At 65.8% G+C, this 20334-nt stretch carries 12 protein-coding genes; 6 read left to right on the top strand and 6 right to left on the bottom strand.

The window, feature by feature from the left end; translation table 11 throughout:
- The first annotated feature begins 23 nt into the window (after nucleotides 1-23).
- From WU80_RS02095 to WU80_RS02110, 4 genes are all read left to right on the top strand, one after another.
- Nucleotides 24-5591 (top strand): type I polyketide synthase, encoded by a 5568-nt coding sequence (locus tag WU80_RS02095; protein WP_156349401.1) that lies wholly within the window; start codon nucleotides 24-26, stop codon nucleotides 5589-5591.
- Nucleotides 5588-6508, top strand: coding sequence for an ABC transporter ATP-binding protein (locus WU80_RS02100; protein ID WP_082459697.1), 921 nt, complete (start codon nucleotides 5588-5590; stop codon nucleotides 6506-6508). Before WU80_RS02095 ends, WU80_RS02100 begins: the two co-directional genes overlap by 4 nt.
- Nucleotides 6508-7365 (top strand): ABC transporter permease, encoded by an 858-nt coding sequence (locus tag WU80_RS02105; protein ID WP_055399297.1) that lies wholly within the window; start codon nucleotides 6508-6510, stop codon nucleotides 7363-7365. The genes WU80_RS02100 and WU80_RS02105 overlap by 1 nt, the downstream gene beginning before the upstream one ends.
- A gap of 65 nt (nucleotides 7366-7430) precedes the next feature.
- Nucleotides 7431-8213: an SDR family oxidoreductase gene (locus tag WU80_RS02110; protein ID WP_055399295.1), complete on the top strand. Its 783-nt coding sequence runs from the start codon at nucleotides 7431-7433 to the stop codon at nucleotides 8211-8213.
- Here WU80_RS02110 and WU80_RS02115 read toward each other — a convergent pair.
- From WU80_RS02115 to WU80_RS02130, 4 genes are all read right to left on the bottom strand, one after another.
- The gene (locus WU80_RS02115) at nucleotides 8206-11124 is read right to left on the bottom strand and encodes an RND family transporter (RefSeq protein WP_055399293.1); all 2919 of its coding nucleotides are present in this window, start codon (nucleotides 11122-11124) and stop codon (nucleotides 8206-8208) included. The two genes, WU80_RS02110 and WU80_RS02115, sit on opposite strands and share 8 nt — an antisense overlap.
- The gene (locus WU80_RS02120) at nucleotides 11121-11555 is read right to left on the bottom strand and encodes an MmpS family transport accessory protein (protein WP_197281027.1); all 435 of its coding nucleotides are present in this window, start codon (nucleotides 11553-11555) and stop codon (nucleotides 11121-11123) included. The genes WU80_RS02115 and WU80_RS02120 overlap by 4 nt, the downstream gene beginning before the upstream one ends.
- 297 nt (nucleotides 11556-11852) lie before the next feature.
- On the bottom strand, nucleotides 11853-12461 hold the full coding sequence (locus WU80_RS02125; protein ID WP_055399290.1) for a TetR/AcrR family transcriptional regulator: 609 nt from the start codon (nucleotides 12459-12461) through the stop codon (nucleotides 11853-11855).
- A 166-nt stretch (nucleotides 12462-12627) separates the two neighbouring features.
- Entirely contained in the window at nucleotides 12628-13557 is a 930-nt protein-coding gene (locus WU80_RS02130; protein ID WP_055399288.1) for an alpha/beta hydrolase, read from the bottom strand.
- Between the two features lie 138 nt (nucleotides 13558-13695).
- On the opposite strand from WU80_RS02130, the gene WU80_RS02135 reads away from it, so the two are divergent.
- On the top strand, nucleotides 13696-15063 hold the full coding sequence (locus WU80_RS02135) for an aldehyde dehydrogenase (RefSeq protein ID WP_369808480.1): 1368 nt from the start codon (nucleotides 13696-13698) through the stop codon (nucleotides 15061-15063).
- Between the two features lie 671 nt (nucleotides 15064-15734).
- Nucleotides 15735-17420, top strand: a complete 1686-nt coding sequence (locus tag WU80_RS02140) for a GMC family oxidoreductase (RefSeq protein ID WP_055399286.1) — start codon at nucleotides 15735-15737, stop codon at nucleotides 17418-17420.
- An 83-nt stretch (nucleotides 17421-17503) separates the two neighbouring features.
- Here WU80_RS02140 and WU80_RS02145 read toward each other — a convergent pair whose 3' ends face one another.
- Nucleotides 17504-18112 carry an LGFP repeat-containing protein gene (locus WU80_RS02145; protein ID WP_055399283.1) on the bottom strand — a complete coding sequence of 203 codons (609 nt, stop codon included), beginning with the start codon at nucleotides 18110-18112 and terminating at the stop codon, nucleotides 17504-17506.
- A 194-nt stretch (nucleotides 18113-18306) separates the two neighbouring features.
- Nucleotides 18307-20319 (bottom strand): serine/threonine-protein kinase, encoded by a 2013-nt coding sequence (locus WU80_RS02150; RefSeq protein ID WP_082459696.1) that lies wholly within the window; start codon nucleotides 20317-20319, stop codon nucleotides 18307-18309.
- Between the last annotated feature and the right edge of the window lie 15 nt (nucleotides 20320-20334).

Raw genomic sequence — 20334 nt, forward strand, 5'->3', positions numbered from 1 at the left:
CTTCGTAGGGCGAAAGGATGAGCATGCGCGCCGCAACCGGAAACCGCGACCCCTTGGCCATCGTCGGAATCGGCTGTCAGTTCCCCGGTGGTGCCGACGACCCGACCAGCTACTGGCACTTGCTATGCACCGAAACCGACGCCACCGGCACCGTCCCCGAATCGCGATGGAACGCCGCGAAATACTACGACCCAAACCCCGCCAAGGTCGGCAAGATGGTTACCCGGCGAGGCGGGTTCCTCGACGAGATCGACCAATTCGACCCCCAATTCTTCGGGATCTCTCCCCGCGAAGCGCACCTGATCGATCCCCAGCAACGCCTCCTGTTGCGGACGACATGGGAGGCGCTGGAAGACGGTGGAATATCCGCCGACAGCCTGGCGGGAACCGAGGTAGGCGTCTTCGTCGGCGGCTTCACACTCGATTACCAACTTCTGCAAAATCAGGGCCGCGCCAGCCGGTACCGATTCAAAGCCCATTCCGCCACCGGAATGATGATGACCATGCTGGCCAACCGGATCTCATTTGCCTTCGATTTCCGTGGGCCCAGCATGACGATCGACACGGCGTGCTCGAGCTCACTGGTCGCCGTTCACCTTGCCGCACTGAGTATTTGGAACGGCGAATGCGACCTCGCGCTGGCCGGCGGGGTCAACATCATGATCGGCCCCAACACCGGCATCGCCGAATCGAAGAGCGGGTTCCTCAGTCCGGGCGGGCGCTGCAAGGCTTTTGACCGTTCCGCCGACGGCTACGCGCGGGGAGAGGGCGGCGCCATGGTCGTCATCAAGCCGCTCGAGCGCGCGGTGGCCGACGGTGACGAAATCTACGCTCAGATCCTGGGTTCCGCGGTGTCGCAGGACGGGCGCACCGACGGCATCACGGTGCCCCGCGCCGCGGCGCAGGAGGCGGCCATCGCCACGGCACTGCGCAGGGCGGGTATCCGTCCGGACGAGGTCGGCTATGTGGAGGCGCACGGCACTGGCACCCCCGTCGGCGACCCGATCGAGGCCGGGGCACTCGGCAACGTGTTGGCTGCCGACCGGTCACCGGCCGATCCACTGCTGATCGGCTCGGTCAAGACCAATATCGGCCACCTGGAAGCCGGCGCGGGGGTCGCCGGGTTGATCAAGGCGGCGCTGGTGCTAAAACACGGGTACATCCCGGCGAACCTGCACCTCAATGACCCGATAGCGCTTGCGAATTCGGGCATCGAAGTTCCGTCGACCGGTCGTCCTTTCCCCGGCAACCGGCGACGCGTCGCAGGGGTCAACTCCTTCGGCTTCGGCGGCACCAACGCGCACGTGGTGCTTGCCGAGCCGCCGGTTCCCGCTCGAGCCGTCCCGGAAAAATCTCGGCAGATGCCCTTGGCCTTGCTGCCGGTGTCGGCGCGTTCGCAGGAGGCTTTAGCGGCAACGGCTCGTCGGCTGGCGGAGCAGCTGAACGCTCACCCCGACCTCTCACTGCTCGACCTCGGCTACACGCTCAGCCGGCGACGCACCCACCTGACGCATCGCCGCGCGATCGTCGCGGACGGTGTCGGCGACGCGCTGGGTCAACTTCAGGCCCTGGCAGAGGGGCAAACCCCGGTCGGCCGCACGCCTGCAGACGCGCCGAAGCTGGCGTTCGTCTGCACCGGGATGGGGCCTCAGTGGTGGAAGATGTGCCGGGGGCTGCTTGACGCCTATCCCGCCTTCGCCGACAGCATCGTGCGAAGCGATCGCGAGCTATCCCGTTATGCCGAGTGGTCTTTGATCGACGAACTCCGCGCCGACGAATCCAGGTCTCGCATGGCGGAAACGGATGTGGCCCAACCCGCGAACTTCGCCATCCAGATAGCGCTGGCCGAGCAGCTCAAGGAATTCGGCATCATCCCCGACGGCGTGGTGGGGCACAGCGCCGGTGAGGTGGCCGCCCACCATCTGGCCGGCGTACTCACCTTCGAACAGGCGATCCGCGTCATCTACCACCGAAGTCGCCTGCAACAGCGCACCCGAGGATCCGGCCGCATGCTCGCCGTGGGCCTCGGTGCAGAATCGCTCATTCAGACGCTGGAGAACCGAGCGGCCGATGGCATCGGGGCCGGTGTATCGATCGCCGCCGTCAACAGCCCCTCGGCGGTCACCATCGCCGGCGACGGTGACGCCCTGGACCGCATCGCCCGCCAACTCGACGAGCTCAGGATCTTCAACCGGTTCCTCAGCGTGCAGGTGCCGTATCACTCGCACCACATGGACATGGTGAGAGAAGACCTTTGCGGCGCCCTGCAAGGGCTTTCTTCGGGCCCGGCGAGCATGCCGCTGTATTCCACCGTGACCGGCGAACGCTTGGACGGCTACACCGCCGGTGCCGGCTACTGGTGGCAGAACACCCGCGCCACAGTACTTTTCGAGCCCGCGGTCAACCGAATGCTCGACGATGGATACACCCATTTCGTCGAACTCGGGCCACATCCCGTCCTTGCGACGTCAATCGTCGAGATCGCCTCGGCGCAAAAGACCGACGTGGTGGTCTTGCCGGCCCAGCGGCGCGACGCGGACGACGGCCGCACGCTGATGAATTGCGTTGGCGCACTGCACTGCGAGGGTCACCCGGTGAGGTGGGAAGCTCTATACCCCCGAAACGGGGCGCGGCTGCTGAAACTTCCCCTTTACCCATGGCAATCCAAACGGTATTGGAACGAGACCCAGGAAGCCGCGGAGGACCTCCACTACAACCCGGTGCATCCCCTGCTCGGGCAACCGGTGGGCGGGGCCGTGCATCCCACGTGGGAAGTGGAGCTGGGCACCGCGATGTTGCCCTTCCTCGCGGATCACCGGGTTCAGGGCAGTGTTCTCCTACCTGGAGCGGTATTCATCGAAATGGCCCTCGCTGCCGGGGAGGCCGCCTACGGGTCCGCGCACCACAGCGTTGAGAACCTGACGCTGAGACGAGCCCTGGTTCTCGATGACACTTGTGACCCCATACTCAGGACAACACTCGATCAGGACACCGGCGCACTGGAATTCACCGCCTTCACTGCGACGGCGGGCGGGGAGCTGAAGTGGACGCTGACGGCGACCGCGGAACTCAACACACTCCCGACGCCGCCGGGACATTGCGCGAGCTTCAACTGCGCGGGAGAGGGCACCACGATCGAGGGCGACGAGTTTTACGCCCGTACCCGAGCCATGGGCTTGGCGTACGGCGAAGCGTTCCGGACCGTGACCGGGGCGACTGCCGGAGATGGTTGGGCGACAGCCCGAATCGTCACCCCGGGAGCGCTCCGCGACGATGTCGACCGATACCGATTCCATCCCGCCCTCATCGACGGGGCCTTTCAAACACTGCTTGGCGCACCGCTTCTCGGGCACGAGACCCGCGAAAGTCCCTACCTTCCCGTTCGGATCCGGCGAAGCGCGATATACGGCTCAGCCGAGCGTGACATGAACGTCCATCTACGGGTCGTTTCGGCCACCGCCGACGAGATCGAGAGTGATATCACCGTGACCGGCGCCGACGGGCAGCCCCTCGCCGCCTTCAATGGCTTCACGGTGCAATCACTCGCTGTGTCTTCTCACATGTCGCCCGAGCGTGTGGACAAGGGGCTCTACGAGATTCAGTGGATTGCGCATACCCGTCCCGGACACGACGAGCGGGAGAACGCGATCGCCGTAGAAAACATGTCGTGGATCGTCTTCGTCGATGCGGCGGGCGTCGGCTCAGTGCTCGCGGAGCGGATGCGCCGCAGGGGTCAGCGCGTCCGCGTGGTCGAGCACCGACCCGTGGAAGCGCTCACCGAATTCGACGGCGGGTATGCGGTGAACCCCAGCCAACCGCGTCAGCTGCATCAGTTGCTCGAAACCCACCTCGCCAAAGAAGGCAACCTTGCCGGGATCATCGACTGCTGGCCGTTGGATATGCCCGCACATCCGGACGGCCAACCGGTGCACCACGACGTGAATCCGACCGAAACGACCGAGCGCTTAGGCGTTTTCACCGTTCTGCATCTTGTGAAATCCCTCGCGGAGCACGAGACCGTCCAGCCGCGCCTGTACTTGGTCACCGAGAACGCGCAACCGGCGCTGGGGACCGAGGCGCTCGCGGTCGAACAAGCGGTCATCTGGGGGCTCGGCCGCGTCGTGGGCCACCAGGAATTGGTCAAGCAGTGGGGCGGGCTGATCGATATCGACGCCGCCGACGACCGCGTCGAGGCTGCCGCGCGCATCTGCGACCACGTGCTCGACGACGATGCCGAGGATCAGATCGCCATCCGCGGAAACACCACGTTGGTCCCGCGTCTTCGCTCGGCCAGCAGCCTCTCGAAAGCCTTCCCGACCAAACTCGCACCCGATGCCACCTACGTGGTCACCGGCGGACCGGGAGCCCTCGGACGCGTCGTCGCGACGTGCCTTGCCCAACGGGGAGCGCGGCATATCGCCCTGCTAAGCCGAAGCGCACTCCCGCCAAGGAGCCGCTGGCCGTTGCTATCCCACGACGACAAGCACCGGTCGGCCGTCGACGCGATTCGGCAGATCGAGCGCCTCGGCGCCAGGGTGACGACGGCCAGCGTCGACATCACCGACGCGGACCAGGTGCGGGCTTGGTTGAGTGACCACATCCGAGACGAGGGCCGACCGGTTCGTGGAATCGTTCACGCCGCGGGGTCTGTCCACGACCAACTCTTGGTCAACATGACCGAAGCGGATTTCACCAAGGTGATGGCGCCCAAAGTCGTGGGTACCCGCGTGTTGCACAACGCTTTCAAAGGACAGCCGCTCGACTTCTTTGTGATGTTCGGGTCGGCGGGTTCGGTCATCGCATCACCCGGCCAAGGGAACTACGCCGCCGCCAACGCATTCCTGGACGCCTTCGCGCATTATCGGCGGGCCGAGGGACTGCCGGCCACCACGATCGGCTGGGGCCCGTGGTCAGTAGGCATGGTCGAAGACCTCAAGCTCGAGAAGATCTATGCGCATCGGGGGATCGAGCTGATCACGCCCGGCGCGGGAGCCCAGATCCTCGATCGGCTCATCAACCAGCAGATGCCCAACGTCATCGCTATCACCGCCGATTGGACGCGGGCCCGCCGCGTCGGCCTTGTCGGGCAGTTGCCACCGATGTTTTCCGAACTGGGCGCCACCGAACCGGCGGCCGCCAAAACCGATGTCGAGACTTCGGTGTTGGATTCCCTCGCGGCGTGCCCGGAAGCCGACAGGGCCGACATGGTCGCTCGCCTGGTGCGACAGATCGGCTCCGCGGTCTTCGACCTCGCCCCGACCGATATCGGGCTCGACGACGCCCTAGACGACCTCGGCTTGGACTCAATGATGGCAATGGATTTCAGAACCCGGATCCACGCCCAGTTCGCCGTCGACCTGCCGGTGCTGGACCTGCTCAGGGGAGTCAGTGTCAACGAACTGGCCGCTCGGATACTTGGCCGGCTTGAACTGGGAAGCGCCGACCCAACCGTGGTCACCGAACAGCGGCAGCAACGCACGGCCGCCGACGAGGTCGACCGCCTGGTGGAGCAGTTGTCTGAAGACGAACTCCGGGCTCTGCTGCTCGACCTCGAAACAGCCGAGGAGGACGCGGGGGGAACGCACGCATGAACGCTCCTGGGCGGACACGGCCGGCACGAGCCGAGCAGCTGGCCGACAAAGGCGACCCAACGGCAGCGACGGAGCGGGACGAATCCCGCGCGGTGCGCGTCCGAGGTTTGTCAAAGGCCTACGGGCAGTTGCAGGCCGTGCGCGATGTGGATCTCGACGTCGGCTACGGCGAAATCTTCGCCATCCTCGGGCCCAACGGCGCGGGAAAGTCGACGACCATCGAAATCCTCGAGGGTCACCGGCAACGGGATTCCGGATACGTGCGCGTGCTTGGCGAAGATCCCGGAACCGCCGGCCGTAGCTGGCGCGCCAAGATCGGCATCGTATTGCAAGAAGTCAGCGACGCGGGGATGCTGACCGTGGCGGAAACCATTCAGATGCTGACGAAATGCTATGGCAGGGCGCGACTTCCGGGGGAGACGCTCGAACTCGTCGGGCTGACGCCGGTTGCCGACTCCCGGGTGAGGACGCTGTCAGGCGGGCAGCGCCGTCGTCTCGACGTGGCCCTCGGCATCATCGGCATGCCCGACTTGCTCTTCCTCGACGAACCGACGACCGGGTTCGATCCCGATGCCCGGCGGCGATTCTGGGATCTCATCCGGTTGCTGGCGAGCGATGGCACGACGATCGTATTGACGACCCACTACCTGGAGGAGGCCGCCGCACTGGCAGACCGGGTCGCAGTCCTGGCCGACGGCAGGGTGGTGGCAGTCGACTCACCGGCAAAACTGACCGAGTACGTCAGTACGGCCGCGACGGTCCGGTGGGTGGAGGCGGGCCGTGCCCACGTGGAGGTGACGGATCGCCCGACCGACTTGATCAGGCGGCGATCGAAGCACGGGGCAGAACTGGCTCAGCTGACGGTCTCCCGGCCGACGCTCGAAGACGCTTACCTGCGGTTGATCGGCGAGGCGTGATGGACATCGGTCACGCGCGGAGATCTGCCCCACCGCAACGCCATTCGAGCCCGTCCGCGGTGCCGCTGCCGTCTCCGGTGCGAATCGGGTTGTCGCGCATCGTGCCGGAGCTGAAGATGTTCTACCGGCGGCCGGAACAGGTGGTGCTCACCTTCTCGATGCCCGCCGTAATCGGCATCCTGCTCGGCTCGATCTTCTCGACGAAACTGCCGCACAGCAATACCAGCACCGGCGCGGTCATCGCGGCGAGCATCCTCGCGTACGGGATCCTGTCCACCTCGTTCATCAACCTCGGCATCAGCATCGCCGCCGACCGCGAAGCCGGCGCGCTGCGGCGACTGCGGGGGACGCCGGCAACCGCGGCGTCGTACTTCATCGGAAAAATCTGCCTGGTTGCCTTCGCCAGCCTCGCCGAGGCCGTCGTCCTGCTCGCCGTGGGCGTGCTCATCTTCAAGCTCGCCCTGCCGACAACCGCTTTCGGTTGGTTCACCCTGATGTGGGTGTTCGTCCTGGGCATCGTCAGTTGCTCGCTGCTGGGCATCTTCGTCAGCAACTTGGCGAGCGGAGCGGTTTCGGCCGCCGTGATCACCAACGGCCCGGGGGTCGCCTTGCAGTTCGTGTCGGGCACCTACGTTCCGCTCGTCGCGTTGCCGGCATGGATGCTGACCCTGGGCTCGGTTTTTCCGGTGAAGTGGATGGCCCAAGGGTTCCGCTCGGTGCTATTGCCGCCGGACATGGCCGCCTTCGAACCGGCCGGCAGCTGGGAGCACTGGCCGACATTTTTCGTACTGGCCGCGTGGAGCGTCGGCGGGCTGATTGCCTGCCTCGTAGTTTTCCGGTGGTCGGACAAAAAATAGGCCAATGGCCATACGTTGACTCCTGTACGTATGGTGCTTAGGACTCACACGACAGGAGAATCGCAGTGGCAGATCGGTTGGCCGGAAAGGTCGCGCTCATCAGCGGGGGTGCGCGGGGGATGGGGGCCTCGCACGTGCGGACGCTGGTGGCCGAGGGGGCCAAGGTGGTGTTCGGCGACATCCTCGACGACGAGGGCAAGGCGGTGGCGGCGGAGGTCGGAGACGCGGCCCGCTATCTGCACCTCGACGTGACGAAACCCGAGGACTGGGATGCCGCGGTGGCCACCGCCCTCAGCGAGTTCGGTGGCATCGACGTGCTCGTCAACAACGCCGGCATCATCAACGTCGGCACCTTCGAGGACTACGCGCTCTCGGAGTGGCAGCGGATCCTGGACATCAACCTGACGGGCGTGTTTCTCGGCATCCGCGCCGTGGTGAAACCCATGAAGGAGGCCGGGCGGGGATCGATCATCAACATCTCCTCCATCGAGGGGATCGCCGGCACGATCGCCTGCCACGGGTACACCGCCACCAAGTTCGCCGTCCGCGGGCTGACCAAGTCGGCGGCATTGGAGTTGGGGCCCAGCGGGATCCGGGTGAACTCCATCCACCCCGGGCTGATCAAGACGCCGATGACCGAGTGGGTGCCCGAGGACATCTTCCAGACCGCGCTGGGGCGGATCGCCCAGCCCAAGGAGGTCTCCAACCTCGTCGTCTACCTGGCCAGCGACGAGTCGAGTTATTCGACCGGCTCGGAGTTCGTCGTCGACGGCGGCACCACGGCCGGCCTTGGCCACAAGGACTTCTCCGCGGTCGACACCGCCGGGCAGCCCGAGTGGGTTACCTAGCGGCAGCGAGGGATTCGGTTTCTTCGGACGCCTTCTCGTCGCTCGGCTTGGGCCACGGCGAGGGAACCGGGCGCTGACGCACGCGTTGCGGCCACCAGAACCACTTGCCCAGCAACGCGGCGATCGATGGGGTCATCAGTGACCGAACGATCAGGGTGTCGAACAGCAGACCCAGTCCGATCGTGGTACCCACCTGCCCGATGACCGTGAGCTCACTGACCGCCATCGTCATCATCGTAAAGGCGAACACCAGGCCGGCCGAGGTGACGACCGAGCCGGTACCGCCCATCGACCGGATGATTCCGGTGTTAAGCCCGGCGTAGATCTCCTCCTTGAACCGCGCCACCAACAGCAGGTTGTAGTCCGCACCCACGGCCAACAGGATGATGACCGACATCGCGAGCACCATCCAGTGCAGTTCGATGCCGATGAGGTGCTGCCAGATCAGCACCGATAGGCCGAACGACGCGCCCAGCGAGAGTAAGACGGTGCCCACGATCACCGCGGACGCCACCACCCCGCGCGTGATCAGCAGCATGATGATGAAAATCAAGCAGAGCGAAGAGATCCCGGCGATCAGCAGGTCATAGGTGTTCCCGTCGCTGAGGTCCTTGTAGATCGACGCGGTGCCCGCCAGATAGATCTTCGACCCCTCCAGCGGCGTGCCCTTGAGCGCCTCGTACGCGGCCTTCTTGATGGCGCCGATGTGCGAAATGCCTTCCTGCGACATCGGATCGCCGTCATGGCTGATGATGAAGCGCACCGCGTGCCCGTCGGGCGAAATGAAGTTCTTCATCCCCTTCTTGAACTCGGCGTTGTTGAAGGTCTCCGGCGGCAGGTAGAACGAGTCGTCGTTCTTGGACGCGTCGAAGGCCTTACCCATGGCGTTGGAGTTCTTCTGCGCCTCGTTCTGCTGATCCTGTAGACCCTTCTGGGTCGAATACATGGTCAGCATCGTGGTTTTCATGGCCTTCATGTTCTCGATCATCGACGGCATCAGCGCCACCATCTGCGGCATCAGCGTGTCCAGATGGTCCATGATCGGCAGCAGGCTCTCGATGTCGTCGGTCATGATGTCGATGCCGTCCAGGCCGTCGAACACCGAGCGCAGCGACCAGCACACCGGGATGTCGTAGCAGTGCCGTTCCCAGTACAGGTAGCTGCGGATCGGCCGGAAGAAATCCTCGAAATCGGCCATGTGCTGGCGCAATTCGTTGATGTCGATGGTCATGTCGTGCATCTTCTTGACCATCTGATGCATGTCGTTGGCCATCTGCGCCGTGATGCTCGACATCTTTTCCATGCTGTCGATGGTCGTCTGCATCATGTCGGCCTGGTGCAGCATGTCGGCCATCTGGTCTTGTTGGTACTTCTGGTTCATCTGCTGGGTGACGCCCTGCATGCTGATCTGGAATGGGATCGACGTGTGCTCGATCGGCGTGCCCTGTGGCCGCGTGATGGCTTGCACGCGGCCGATTCCGGGCACCCGGAAGACCGTCTTGGCGATCTTGTCGATGACCAGGAAGTCCGCGGAGTTGCGCAGGTCGTGATCGCTCTCGATCATCAGCACTTCGGGATTCATCCGCGCCTGGGAGAAGTGCCGATCCGCGGCCGCGTAGCCCTCGTTCGCGGGCAGGTCGGCCGGCAGATAGTTGCGGTCGTTGTAATTGGTGCGGTACCCGGGCAGGGTCAGCAAGCCGATCAGGGCGATCCCGATCGTCACGACCAGGATCGGCCCGGGCCAGCGAACCACGACCGCGCCGATCTTGCGCCACCCGCGAATGCGTTGCGTCCGCCGGGGTTCGAGCGTCCTGCGGAAGCGGGTCGCCACCGAAATGACCGCGGGCCCAAGCGTGAGAGCCGCCGCCACGACCACCACCATGCCGATGGCCAGCGGGATGCCCAGCGTCTGGAAATAGGGCAAGTTGGTGAAATGCAGGCAGAAGGTCGCGCCGGCGATAGTCAGACCCGACCCGAGCACCACGTGAGCGGTGCCCTTGTACATCGTGTAGTACGCGTCCTCGCGTGACTCGCCCACGGCACGGGCTTCCTGATATCGCCCGATCAAAAAGATCGCATAGTCGGTAGCGGCCGCAATCGCCAACGTGACCAACAGGTTGGTGGCGAACGTCGAAAGCCCAATGATCTTGTAATAGCCCAGGAAAGCGACCATTCCTCGCGCGGCCGACAGCTCGAAGACCACCATCACCAGCGTGAGCAAGACGGTGACGACCGACCGGTAGACCAACAGGAGCATGCCGATGATCACCGTGAAGGTGGCCGCGGTGATGACCTGCAGGCTGCGGTCGCCGGCGGTGTGCTGATCGGCCGAAAGCGCCGCGGGCCCGGTGACGTACGCCTTCACCCCGTGGGGCGGGGGCAGGCTCTTGACGATGTTCTGGACGGACTCGACCGACTCGTTGGCCAGGGCCTCGCCCTGGTTACCCGCCAGGTACACCTGGACGTAGGCGGCCTTGCCGTCGTTGCTCTGCGCGCCCGCCCCGGTGAGCGGATCGCTCCACATGTCCTGCACGTGCTCAACGTGTTTGGTGTCGGCGTCGAGCTTCTTGACCATTTGGTCGTAGTAGGCGTGGGCGTCGGCGCCGAGGGGATTTTGGCCCTCGAGCACGATCATGACCGAGCTGTTGGACTTGTACTCGTTGAAGATTGCGCCCATGCGCTTGGTCGCGACGACCGACTGCGCGTCGTCGGGAGTCATCTCCACCGAGCGCATCTTCCCCACCTCGTCCAGCTGCGGGACGACGGTGTTGAGCACCGCGATGATCGCGATCCAGCCCAGGATGATGGGCACCGCAAATGTTCGGATCAGCCGCGGAATCTTGTCCCGAATCGGTTCGCCGGCGACGGCGGGGATGGTGTCGGTGCGGGCGTCATCGAAATGTGCGCTCATGCGGATTTCACCAAGCAGAAGGTCAGGGCGTGCACGCCGTTGGTTTGGTTCTCGGCCTTGACTTCGTCGTCGATGGTGATGCGGCAACCGAGGGAATCCCCGTCGCTCTGCGCCGACAGGTTCGGGAATACCGATGGTGCGGTCGTGCTGAGCACCAGCGTCCACGGCAAGGGCGCGCCGTCGACCCGCTTCGGGTCCGCGGACAGGTCCAGGTAGTTGACATTCGCGCTGCTGGCCGAGCCGAATACCTCGTACTTGACGACCTTGGGCTTGAAGGGCTTGGAATCGTCCAGGCGTGGGCTGGTCATGATGCCCGTGTCCTGGGCACCGAAAAAGGACTTGACCCGGGCCACGGCAAAGCCGCCGACCACCAGGACCGCGACGATCAGCAACGGCAACCACGCGTTGCGCACAAGCTTCGATACCTGCACCTAGGTGATCCCCTTCCCGTCAGGCGGCCGCCATCTCGTCAGCGTCAGCGTGGCCGGCGCACTGCCCATGGGCAGGGAAGCGCCACAATTTGCGTTGCGCCGCAATGGTTTTGCCGATCACTTGATGCGTGCGCGCTCGAACGCCCGAAGCGGGTACGGCTGCCCAAGCGCACCGGCAGTCGGCCCTGGTACCGGCGACACCTACCTCATGAAGCGCTTCCGGAGACTGCCTGATGAGCATAGTACATATTGTGCATATCTTGCACGTCATGCAATAAAGGGCCGTGGTGTTTCAGGTCACTTCGTAAAGATGCCGTTGACCAGCGCGGCGGCCCGTTCCACGTAGGGCATCGGCGTGTCGTCGGTGGCGCCGGCTTCTCCGCTGGACCAGCGCTCGATGCCCGAGCGCACGGCCGTCAAGGCCAGCGCGGCGATCAGCGCGGGGATCTCGTCCTCGGGGCGCATGCCCTGGCGACGCGCGACGACGTCGGTCAGGTGGTTCTGGAACCGCTCCAGCTCGGCGAGGAACGCGGCCAACACCGCCGGGGAGGTCTTGGCGAGTTCCAGCATGCCGGCCGCTTGTTCGCGTTTCGGCGGCACGTCGCGCAGGTGGTGCGCGGCCAGCGTGATGAGCTCCGCCAGCACCACCGAGTAGGGGGCGGGTCCCGCCGCGACGAACTCCGCTACCAGCTCCGGGGGTATGTCCGACGGGCCGTATGCGATCGCGGACTCTTTGTTCGGAAAGTAATTGAAGAAGGTGCGCGTCGAGACGCCGGCGTCGGCGCAGATCTCGTCGATGGTCACCTTGTCGAATCCGCGTTCCAGCGCCAGCCGCACCGCGGCGTCGCGGATGTCGGCGCTCGTCTGGCGGCGGCGGCGCTCGCGCAGCCCGACCGGGTTGGACATCCACCCATAGTTGCACGTTCTGCACACTTTGCAGTTAAAAGGCGCCGGATTTGGGCGGCCGGTCCCGTCGGAGGGCGGGTGCGGTGTTCCGCGTCGCGGCGGCCGCCAAGGGCACGTTCCGTCTCGCGGGACCTCGAATGCCCCTGGCGCGCAACATACTTCGTCGCTAGGCGCGGGGCGCGACCAGGGCGTCCCGAAGGTGATCGCACTGGCTGCTGAAAAACTTCACCGAAACCGGGGCCTTGTCCACAATCTGGTCGAACGCGTGGAACGCGCCTGGGGCGATCTCCTCGTGCACGGGAACCCCCGCCTCGCGCAGGCGTCGCGCGTAGAGGCGGCATTCCTCATAGAAGAGGTCCAGCGTGCCGACCCCGATCCATGCCGGCGGTAGGCCGGACAGATCGTCGCGACGCGCCGGGGCGGCCTCGGTGGGATCCGCGCCGTTCAGGTACCAAAGCCACGCCAGCTGGTTGTCGGTCTCGGTCCACATGATGCGTTTGGGGCCGCCGTGTTTGGTGCCGGTGCGATCGTCGAGCATGGGATACACCAGCATCTGAAAGATCGGGCGGACGTCTCCGCGGTCATGGGCCCGTTGCGCGATCGCCGCCGCGAAATGCCCACCGGCGCTTGCGCCGCCCACTGCGATTCGGTCCGGGTCGACCCAGGGTTGACGCGCGAGCCACAGCAGCGCCGCGTAGCAATCTTCGACCGGAATCGGATAGGGATGCTCGGGGGCGAGGCGGTGTTCGACCGCCGCGATCGCGACACCGGTCATCCGCGACAGCTTGCGAAGGTATTTGTCGTCCTGGGCGGCGTGGCCCATGATCGTGCCGCCGCCGTGAACCCACAACAGTGCGGGTGCCCGCTCGGGAAGACCGGCCGGGCGGTGCAGGCGAACGGTGACGTGCTCGTCGACCGCCGCCACCGGCACATCGCGCAGCCGTCCGGTGCTACTGAAGACGTTCATGATCGCGCGCTGAACCTTGAGACCCCGATGCAGGGCGTATCCGCGGGGCAGGAACCGGGCGACCTTGCGCAGGCCCGGGTTCACCGCCTGCCGGGCGGTGAAGGCGTTGTCGGCCGACCAATTTGCCATCAAGCCCTCTATCCTTCGGCCCCCGCGGACACGCCGACCATACCGGACCGGCAATCTGCGCCGGCGCAACTTCCCGGCCTGACCAGCGCCGCTCGGGCGCGGCTGATTGGCCTGGCGGGGGACAGGGTATCCGGGGTCGTGGCTTCGACCCTTACCAAAATCATCAGCGTCCTGGATCCACGCACCGGCGACACCGTCACGCAGGTGCCGATCACCGAGCCGGCCGACTGCGACGAAGCGGTCGGGCGCGCCGCTGCCGCCGCCGAGGCGTGGGCGCGCACGTCGCCCGCCGAACGGGCTGCCGCCATCGCGGCTGCCGCCGACGACGTCCGCGCCGCGGCCGACGAACTCGCCGAACTGAACGAGCGGGAAACCGGCAAGCTGCGCGACGACGCCCGCGCCGGCGTGGACGCCGGGATCGACACGCTCCTGCAGTACGCCCAACTGTGGCCCCTGCACCGCGGGCACGCCCTGCAGGGCGGCTGGTCGGCCACCGATCTCATGGTTCCCCAGCCGCGCGGCGTGGTCGCGGTCATCACCTCGTGGAACGATCCCGTCGCCGTGGCGGCCGGGCTGCTCGGCGCGGCGCTCGTCACCGGAAACACGGTCGTGCACAAGCCAAGTGAGCGCTGCCCGCAAACGGGGCGCCGGTTCGCCGAACTGCTGGCGGCTCGGGTGCCCGCAGGCGTGCTCGAGATCGTGGACGGCGACGGAACCGTCGGGGAACGGCTGGCGGGCGCGGAGCAGGTCGATGTCGTCGCCCATGTCGGCAGCAGTGCGACCGGCCGGGAGATCGCCCGGGCCTGCGCCGAACGCGGCGCCAAGGCGCTGCTGGAAAGCAGCGGCAACGACGCGTTGATCGTCGACGCCGACGTCGACCCGACCTGGGCGGCCGCCCAGACGGCGCTCGGCGCCTTCGCCAACGCCGGACAGATCTGCGTGTCGGTGGAACGCGTCTACGTAGTGCGATCGATTGCCGACGCGTTCCTCAACGCGTTGATCGACGAGGCGATCTCGTGGGCCGATCGGATCGGGCCGCTGGTCGACGAGCGTCATCGTGAACACGTGCACGCGCATGTTGAGGACGCCACCGGCAGCGGGGCCCACGTGCTCGTCGGCGGCGAGCCGCGACCCGGGCCCGGCTCGTTCTATCCGCCCACCGTGTTGACCGATTGCACACCCGACATGCTCGTCATGCGCGAGGAAACGTTCGGTCCCATCGCGCCCGTGCGGGTGGTGCCCGACTTCGCCACCGCGTTGACGGAGGCGGCGCACGACCGCTACGGACTTGCCGCCACCGTGCTGACGGGCAGCATGGCGCATGCCCAGGAGGCATGGCGCAGCCTTCCGGTGGGCACCGTCAAGATCAACGCCGTCGTCGGCGGCGCGCCGGGCGGGGCCTCCGAGCCTCGCCGCGCCAGTGGGACGGGGTTCGGCTTCGGACCCGAACTGCTCGACGAGCTGACCGCGGTCAAGGTGGTGCACTGGTCGCCACCCGGGGGCTGACGGTCGGGCGCGGCCCCACCATAACGTCACAGTGACGAATTGCGTTGGGGCGGCGCCTCATTCGTGCGGCGGGGGCGTGCGCGTCTTCGGTCGAGATTGCTGCCCGGGGGACAGCCGGCCGTGGCCCTATGGGGCGGGTGGGCAAGCCCGACGGCGGGAAATTCTGCAGCCGAGAAACCATGCGGAACCGGAAGGCGCAACGCTGAGACCCGTTCGGTATTGGCTGATGTGCCATGACGATTGGTGGCATGCGAAGGGGCGTGCCAGGCATCAAATCGTCACCGTGACGTATTGATGCCGCCGAGTCCATCGACAGCGGGTGAGTCCCGAGGTGGCACTGCCGGCCCTTCGGGCGCACCGCGCGCATCCCGGCGCCGAGGTATCGGCGGTTGATGCGTGTGCGTTCTCGCGGCCCGCGGCGCGCGACCGAAAGACCATCGGAGACCGACCGGAGCGGAGAGCTGTGAGCGGCTGCGCACGAGACGACGGCCGCTGCCAGGCTTTTCGGGTGGGCGGCGCCGAACGGCCCGGTTGCCGGTGTGCCGATAAGCGACATTATGTCAAGTTGAGCTACCGCGTACTGCCCTGCCGCTCAACGGTTCTCGCTTATCAATCGAGGCCCATCATTCCTCGGCGGGATGTGGTGGTCATCGCGCACACTAGGACTCGCAATGAATCCGGTTGCCGAATTCGACTTCATCATCGTGGGGGCAGGCAGCGCAGGCTGCCTGCTCGCGAATCGGCTCAGCGCCAACCCCGATCGCCGTGTGCTTCTGATTGAGGCCGGCGGCAAGGATGACTGGTTCTGGATCAAGGTGCCGGTGGGCTATCTGTACACGATCGCCAACCCTCGAACCGACTGGTGCTTCACCACCGAACCCGACCCCGGTTTGGCCGGCCGCAGCATTCACTACGCGCGCGGCCGGGTGATCGGTGGCTGCTCGTCGATCAACGCCATGATCCACATGCGCGGACAGGCCAGTGACTACGCGCTGTGGGCGGAGGCCACCGGCGACGAGCGCTGGCTGTGGGGTGGGACGGACAGTCCCGGCGAGACACTGGCGATCTACAAAGAGTTGGAGAACTACTACGGCGGAGCCGACGACTGGCACGGCGCCGGTGGTGAGATCCGCGTCGAGCTACCGCGGGTGCGCTGGAAGATCCTGGACGCCTGGCAGGCCGCTGCCGCCCAGGTGGGCATCTCCCCGATCGATGAATTCAACCAGGGCGACAACGCCGGCTGTGCGTACTTTCACGTCAACCAACGGCGCGGCCGGCGCTGGTCGATGGCCGATGCCTTCTTGCATCCGATCGCCCACCGGCCGAATCTCACCGTCTACACGCACACTCAGGCGTTGCGGCTTTTGATGGATGACCACGTCCACGAGGCTCAGCGCCGGGGCGCCTGGACCACGGCCCGGCGCCGCATCGCCGGTGTGCGCCTGCTCAAAGGCGGCCAAATCGTCGAAATCCGGGCGCGCCAGGAGGTGATCCTGAGCGCCGGAGCGATTGGGTCGCCGCATCTGATGCAGGTCTCGGGTCTCGGCCCAGCCGGCCTGCTCGCCCAGCATCAAGTGCCGGTGGCCGTCGATCTGCCAGGAGTGGGCGAAAACCTCCAGGATCACTTACAGATTCGAACGATCTACCGGGTCCGGGGCGCGCCGACCGTCAACACCCTGTACCGGAACTGGATCACCCGCGCGGGCATGGGACTTCAGTACCTGCTGTTGCGATCGGGGCCCATGACGATGCCGCCTTCCACCCTGGGGGCTTTTGCCAAGAGCGACCCCGCGCTGGGAAGTGCCGACCTGGAGTGGCATGTGCAGCCCTTGTCGTTGCCGAAGTTCGGCGAACCCCTGCACCCCTTCGGCGCGATCACTCCCTCGGTCTGCAATCTGCGACCCACCTCGCGAGGCCATGTGCGCATGGCCAGTGCAGATCCCCTCACCTACCCGAAAATTTTCTGCAACTACCTGTCGACCGACGCCGATCGTCAAATCGCCGTGCGGGGCCTTCGGATGACCCGGCAGATCATGGCGGCGTCGGCCCTCGCCCGCTACCGCCCGCAGGAGTTGCTTCCGGGGCCGCAGGTGGTGAGCGATGAAGCGCTGCAGAAGGCGGCCGGCGAACTCGGTACGACTATTTTCCACCCGGTGGGCACCTGCGCGATGGGAGCCTTTGACGCTCGCGGGCGGCCGCATTCGGCCGCCACGGTGCTCGACACGGACTGCCGCGTGTACGGCGTCGCCGGCCTTCGGGTGGTCGACGCCTCGGCCATACCCACCATCATCTCCGGCAACACCAACGCGCCGGTCATGCTCATCGCAGAGCGCGCCGCGCGGGCGATTGTGGGATGAGTCGGCCAGCCGGTGGAGTCTTGATGCGAGCCAATCCAAGTGGCGATGTGCGGTAGCGGCGAGGGCGCCGTGCGCAATTCGAGCTAGAGCCCGGATGGGACGACCTTGTCGTTTACCGTCACCGCGACCTGGCCGGTCGCCGGGTTGTACTCGATCTTGCCGTGCTCGAAGGTCGACACCTGCAGGTCGCCGATGGCGTTCACGTCACTGGTGGGCAAGCCCAGCGGCCCTGCCGAACCGTTAGTGCCGGTGACCGCGGGCGTGCCGTCCGGGCCACGTGGGACATTCCAGGCCTCCCGGATCTTGCCCACGATGATGTACGCCGGTGTGTCGGCCGCGCCGTTCCTGGCTATGATCGCGCCGCCCTGGAATTGCTGGAACACCGCGCCGCTGTCCCGCGTCCCCGCGTTGCGGTCACCCGTCAGCGGCTTGCCGAGTGCCTTCTTCTGATCCTCCGTTGCCGACGAGTACTTGACCGCGATCGGGCCGGTCAGAGTCACCTCGACGTCGCGCTCACCTATGAGCTTCACCTCGGTGGGCGGCGCCGGGGCTTTTGACGTGGACGTGGCGCTCACCCCGACCTGAGACGGCGCCGACGTGTCGACGCTATTGCCATTGCTGCAGCCCGCAGCGATCAGCGCGACGGCGGCCAGGCCGACGATTGCCGTGTGGCGGTTTGCGATCGTTCTCATTGGCTTCCTCTCGCGTCTTGCTGTGGCGGGTCAAGTTGCGGCTGACCTTTCGCCCGGACGGGACTTCAAACCGAATCACTTGATGCGCAGGCGATCGCCCGAACGAACTTACAACGCGGTCTTAGACGGCAAGCCAGAGCACCGAGTGAAGATCCACCGGTGCGCCACGACATCCAGCGGCAAGTGCCCCGGCGTCAGCGCTCGATCACTGTCAACGAGCCATGGTTGAGGTCGCTGCTGACGTAGGCGAAGTGCGTGACTGGGTCGACGGCGATGGCGAGTGGATTGTTTCCGACCGCAAGGATTCCGGTGACGATGCGTTTGGTGGTGTCGACCACCGACACCGACCCACCGCTGTAGTTGGCCACGTAAGCGGTGTTCGTCGGCGGGTCCACTGCCACCCCCGCGGGGCGTTGCCCGACAGGCACACTAGCGGTGACGCCGAGGCTGATGGTGTCGACGAACGACACCGATGCATCGTCGCCGCTGGCGATATAGGCCGTGTGCGACGCGGTGTCGATGGCGATCCCGGCCGGGTGGACGCGAAGCGCGACGGAACCGACGACAGTTCGGTTCGTGGTATCGATGACGGTCACTGTTGGATCGGCAGTGGTGACAAACAAGCGGTGCGCGTCTCGATCGATGGCTACGCGGCTTGGGCCTTTTCCGGTGGGCACCGTCCCTGTCACGGAATGCGTCGTCACGTCGATCACCGATACCGATGCGCTATCACCGTTGGTGACATAGGCGATCCGGGCATCCGGGTCGACCACTACCCCGCCCGGATGGCTGCCGACACCGATTCTGGCGACGACCGTGCCATTGGTGGTGTCGATGACCGACACCGAGGAGTCGTCGTAGTTGGTGACGTAGACGGTCCGGGTCGATGGATCCACGGCAACACCCACCGGGTGGCGTCCTACCGCGATGGTGGCTGTGACCGTACGGCTGCCGGTATCGACCAGCGACACGGAGTTGGAGCCGGTGTTCGCGACGTAGGCGGTGTGGCCGGCCGAGTCGACCGCGACACCGAAGGCCCCATTGCCTACCCGTACTGAGGCAGCGATCGTAGGTGGACCGCTTGGCACGGCGGTGACTCCCGAAGTGGGCGTGCCTCCCCCGCTGGGCGCCGACGGCGGCGGGGCGGCCGTCGCCGGTCGCGTCGCCTGCGTAGATCCAGCCGTTGAGGTGTGTGCGCGCATCAGGTATAGGCTCGCGCCGCCCAACACCAGGACCCCGCCAATCACCGCGGCGGCAATCGCCCAAGATCGCTTGACGCGCTTACGATTTCCGGCTACCTGCTTCTGCGCCTGCTGCGTTTGCTCACTCGGCCATGAGGCCACTCGAGTGGGGGCAGTGACGTTGTCCGACGGTACATTTGGGCCCCGCGCATGCAGCGGCACCGTGATCGCGTCGCGCGCGGCGCGTGCCATATCCACAGAGGTGGCGTAGCGCTGGGCCGGGTCTTTGGCCATGCCGGTGGCGATGACCGCATCGAATGCCGGGGGCGCGCCGGAGTCAGAGGGGCGCGGCGGCGGCGCCGACAGATGCCCTGCCAGTTGTTGCTCGATGCTGTCACCCGGAAATGGGGCGCCTCCCGTCAAGCACTCGTAGAGCACGCAGGCCAGCGCGTAGATGTCCGAGCGTGCATCGGCCTCACCGACTTTGAAGCGCTCGGGTGCCATGTAGCGCAGCGTGCCGACCACCGCGTCGGTGCCGGTCAGACCGGTCTCGCCTAGGACACGTGCGATCCCGAAATCGATCAGATACGCAAAGTCATTTTCATCGAGCAAGATGTTGGAGGGCTTGATATCCCGATGCACCAATCCGATCTTGTGCGCGGCATATACGGCGTGTGCCACCTGCTCGACGATGTGCACCGCGCGTGAGGGAGGCATTGAACCGGAGGAGGCCAGCACGGTTGCCAGGTCGCGCCCTTCGATCAGGCGCATGTCGACGAATAGCCGCCCGTCGATCTCGCCGTAGGTGTGAATCGGCACCACGTGAGGGTTGTTCAACCGTGCCGCTGAATGGGCCTCGCGGCGGAATCGCTGTTGAAACGTCTTGTCCGCAGCAAAATGCGCCGGGAGAACTTTCAACGCGACTATCCGATCGGTGACGGTGTCATAGGCTCGCCAGACCTCGCCCATGCCACCTCGGCCGAGCAAGTTGATTAATCGGTACCGGCCGAACGGGGTCCCTTCCATGGAAACCTCCCGATG

The organism is Mycobacterium sp. UM_11 (genome assembly GCF_001414075.1).
Taxonomy (GTDB): Bacteria; Actinomycetota; Actinomycetes; order Mycobacteriales; family Mycobacteriaceae; genus Mycobacterium.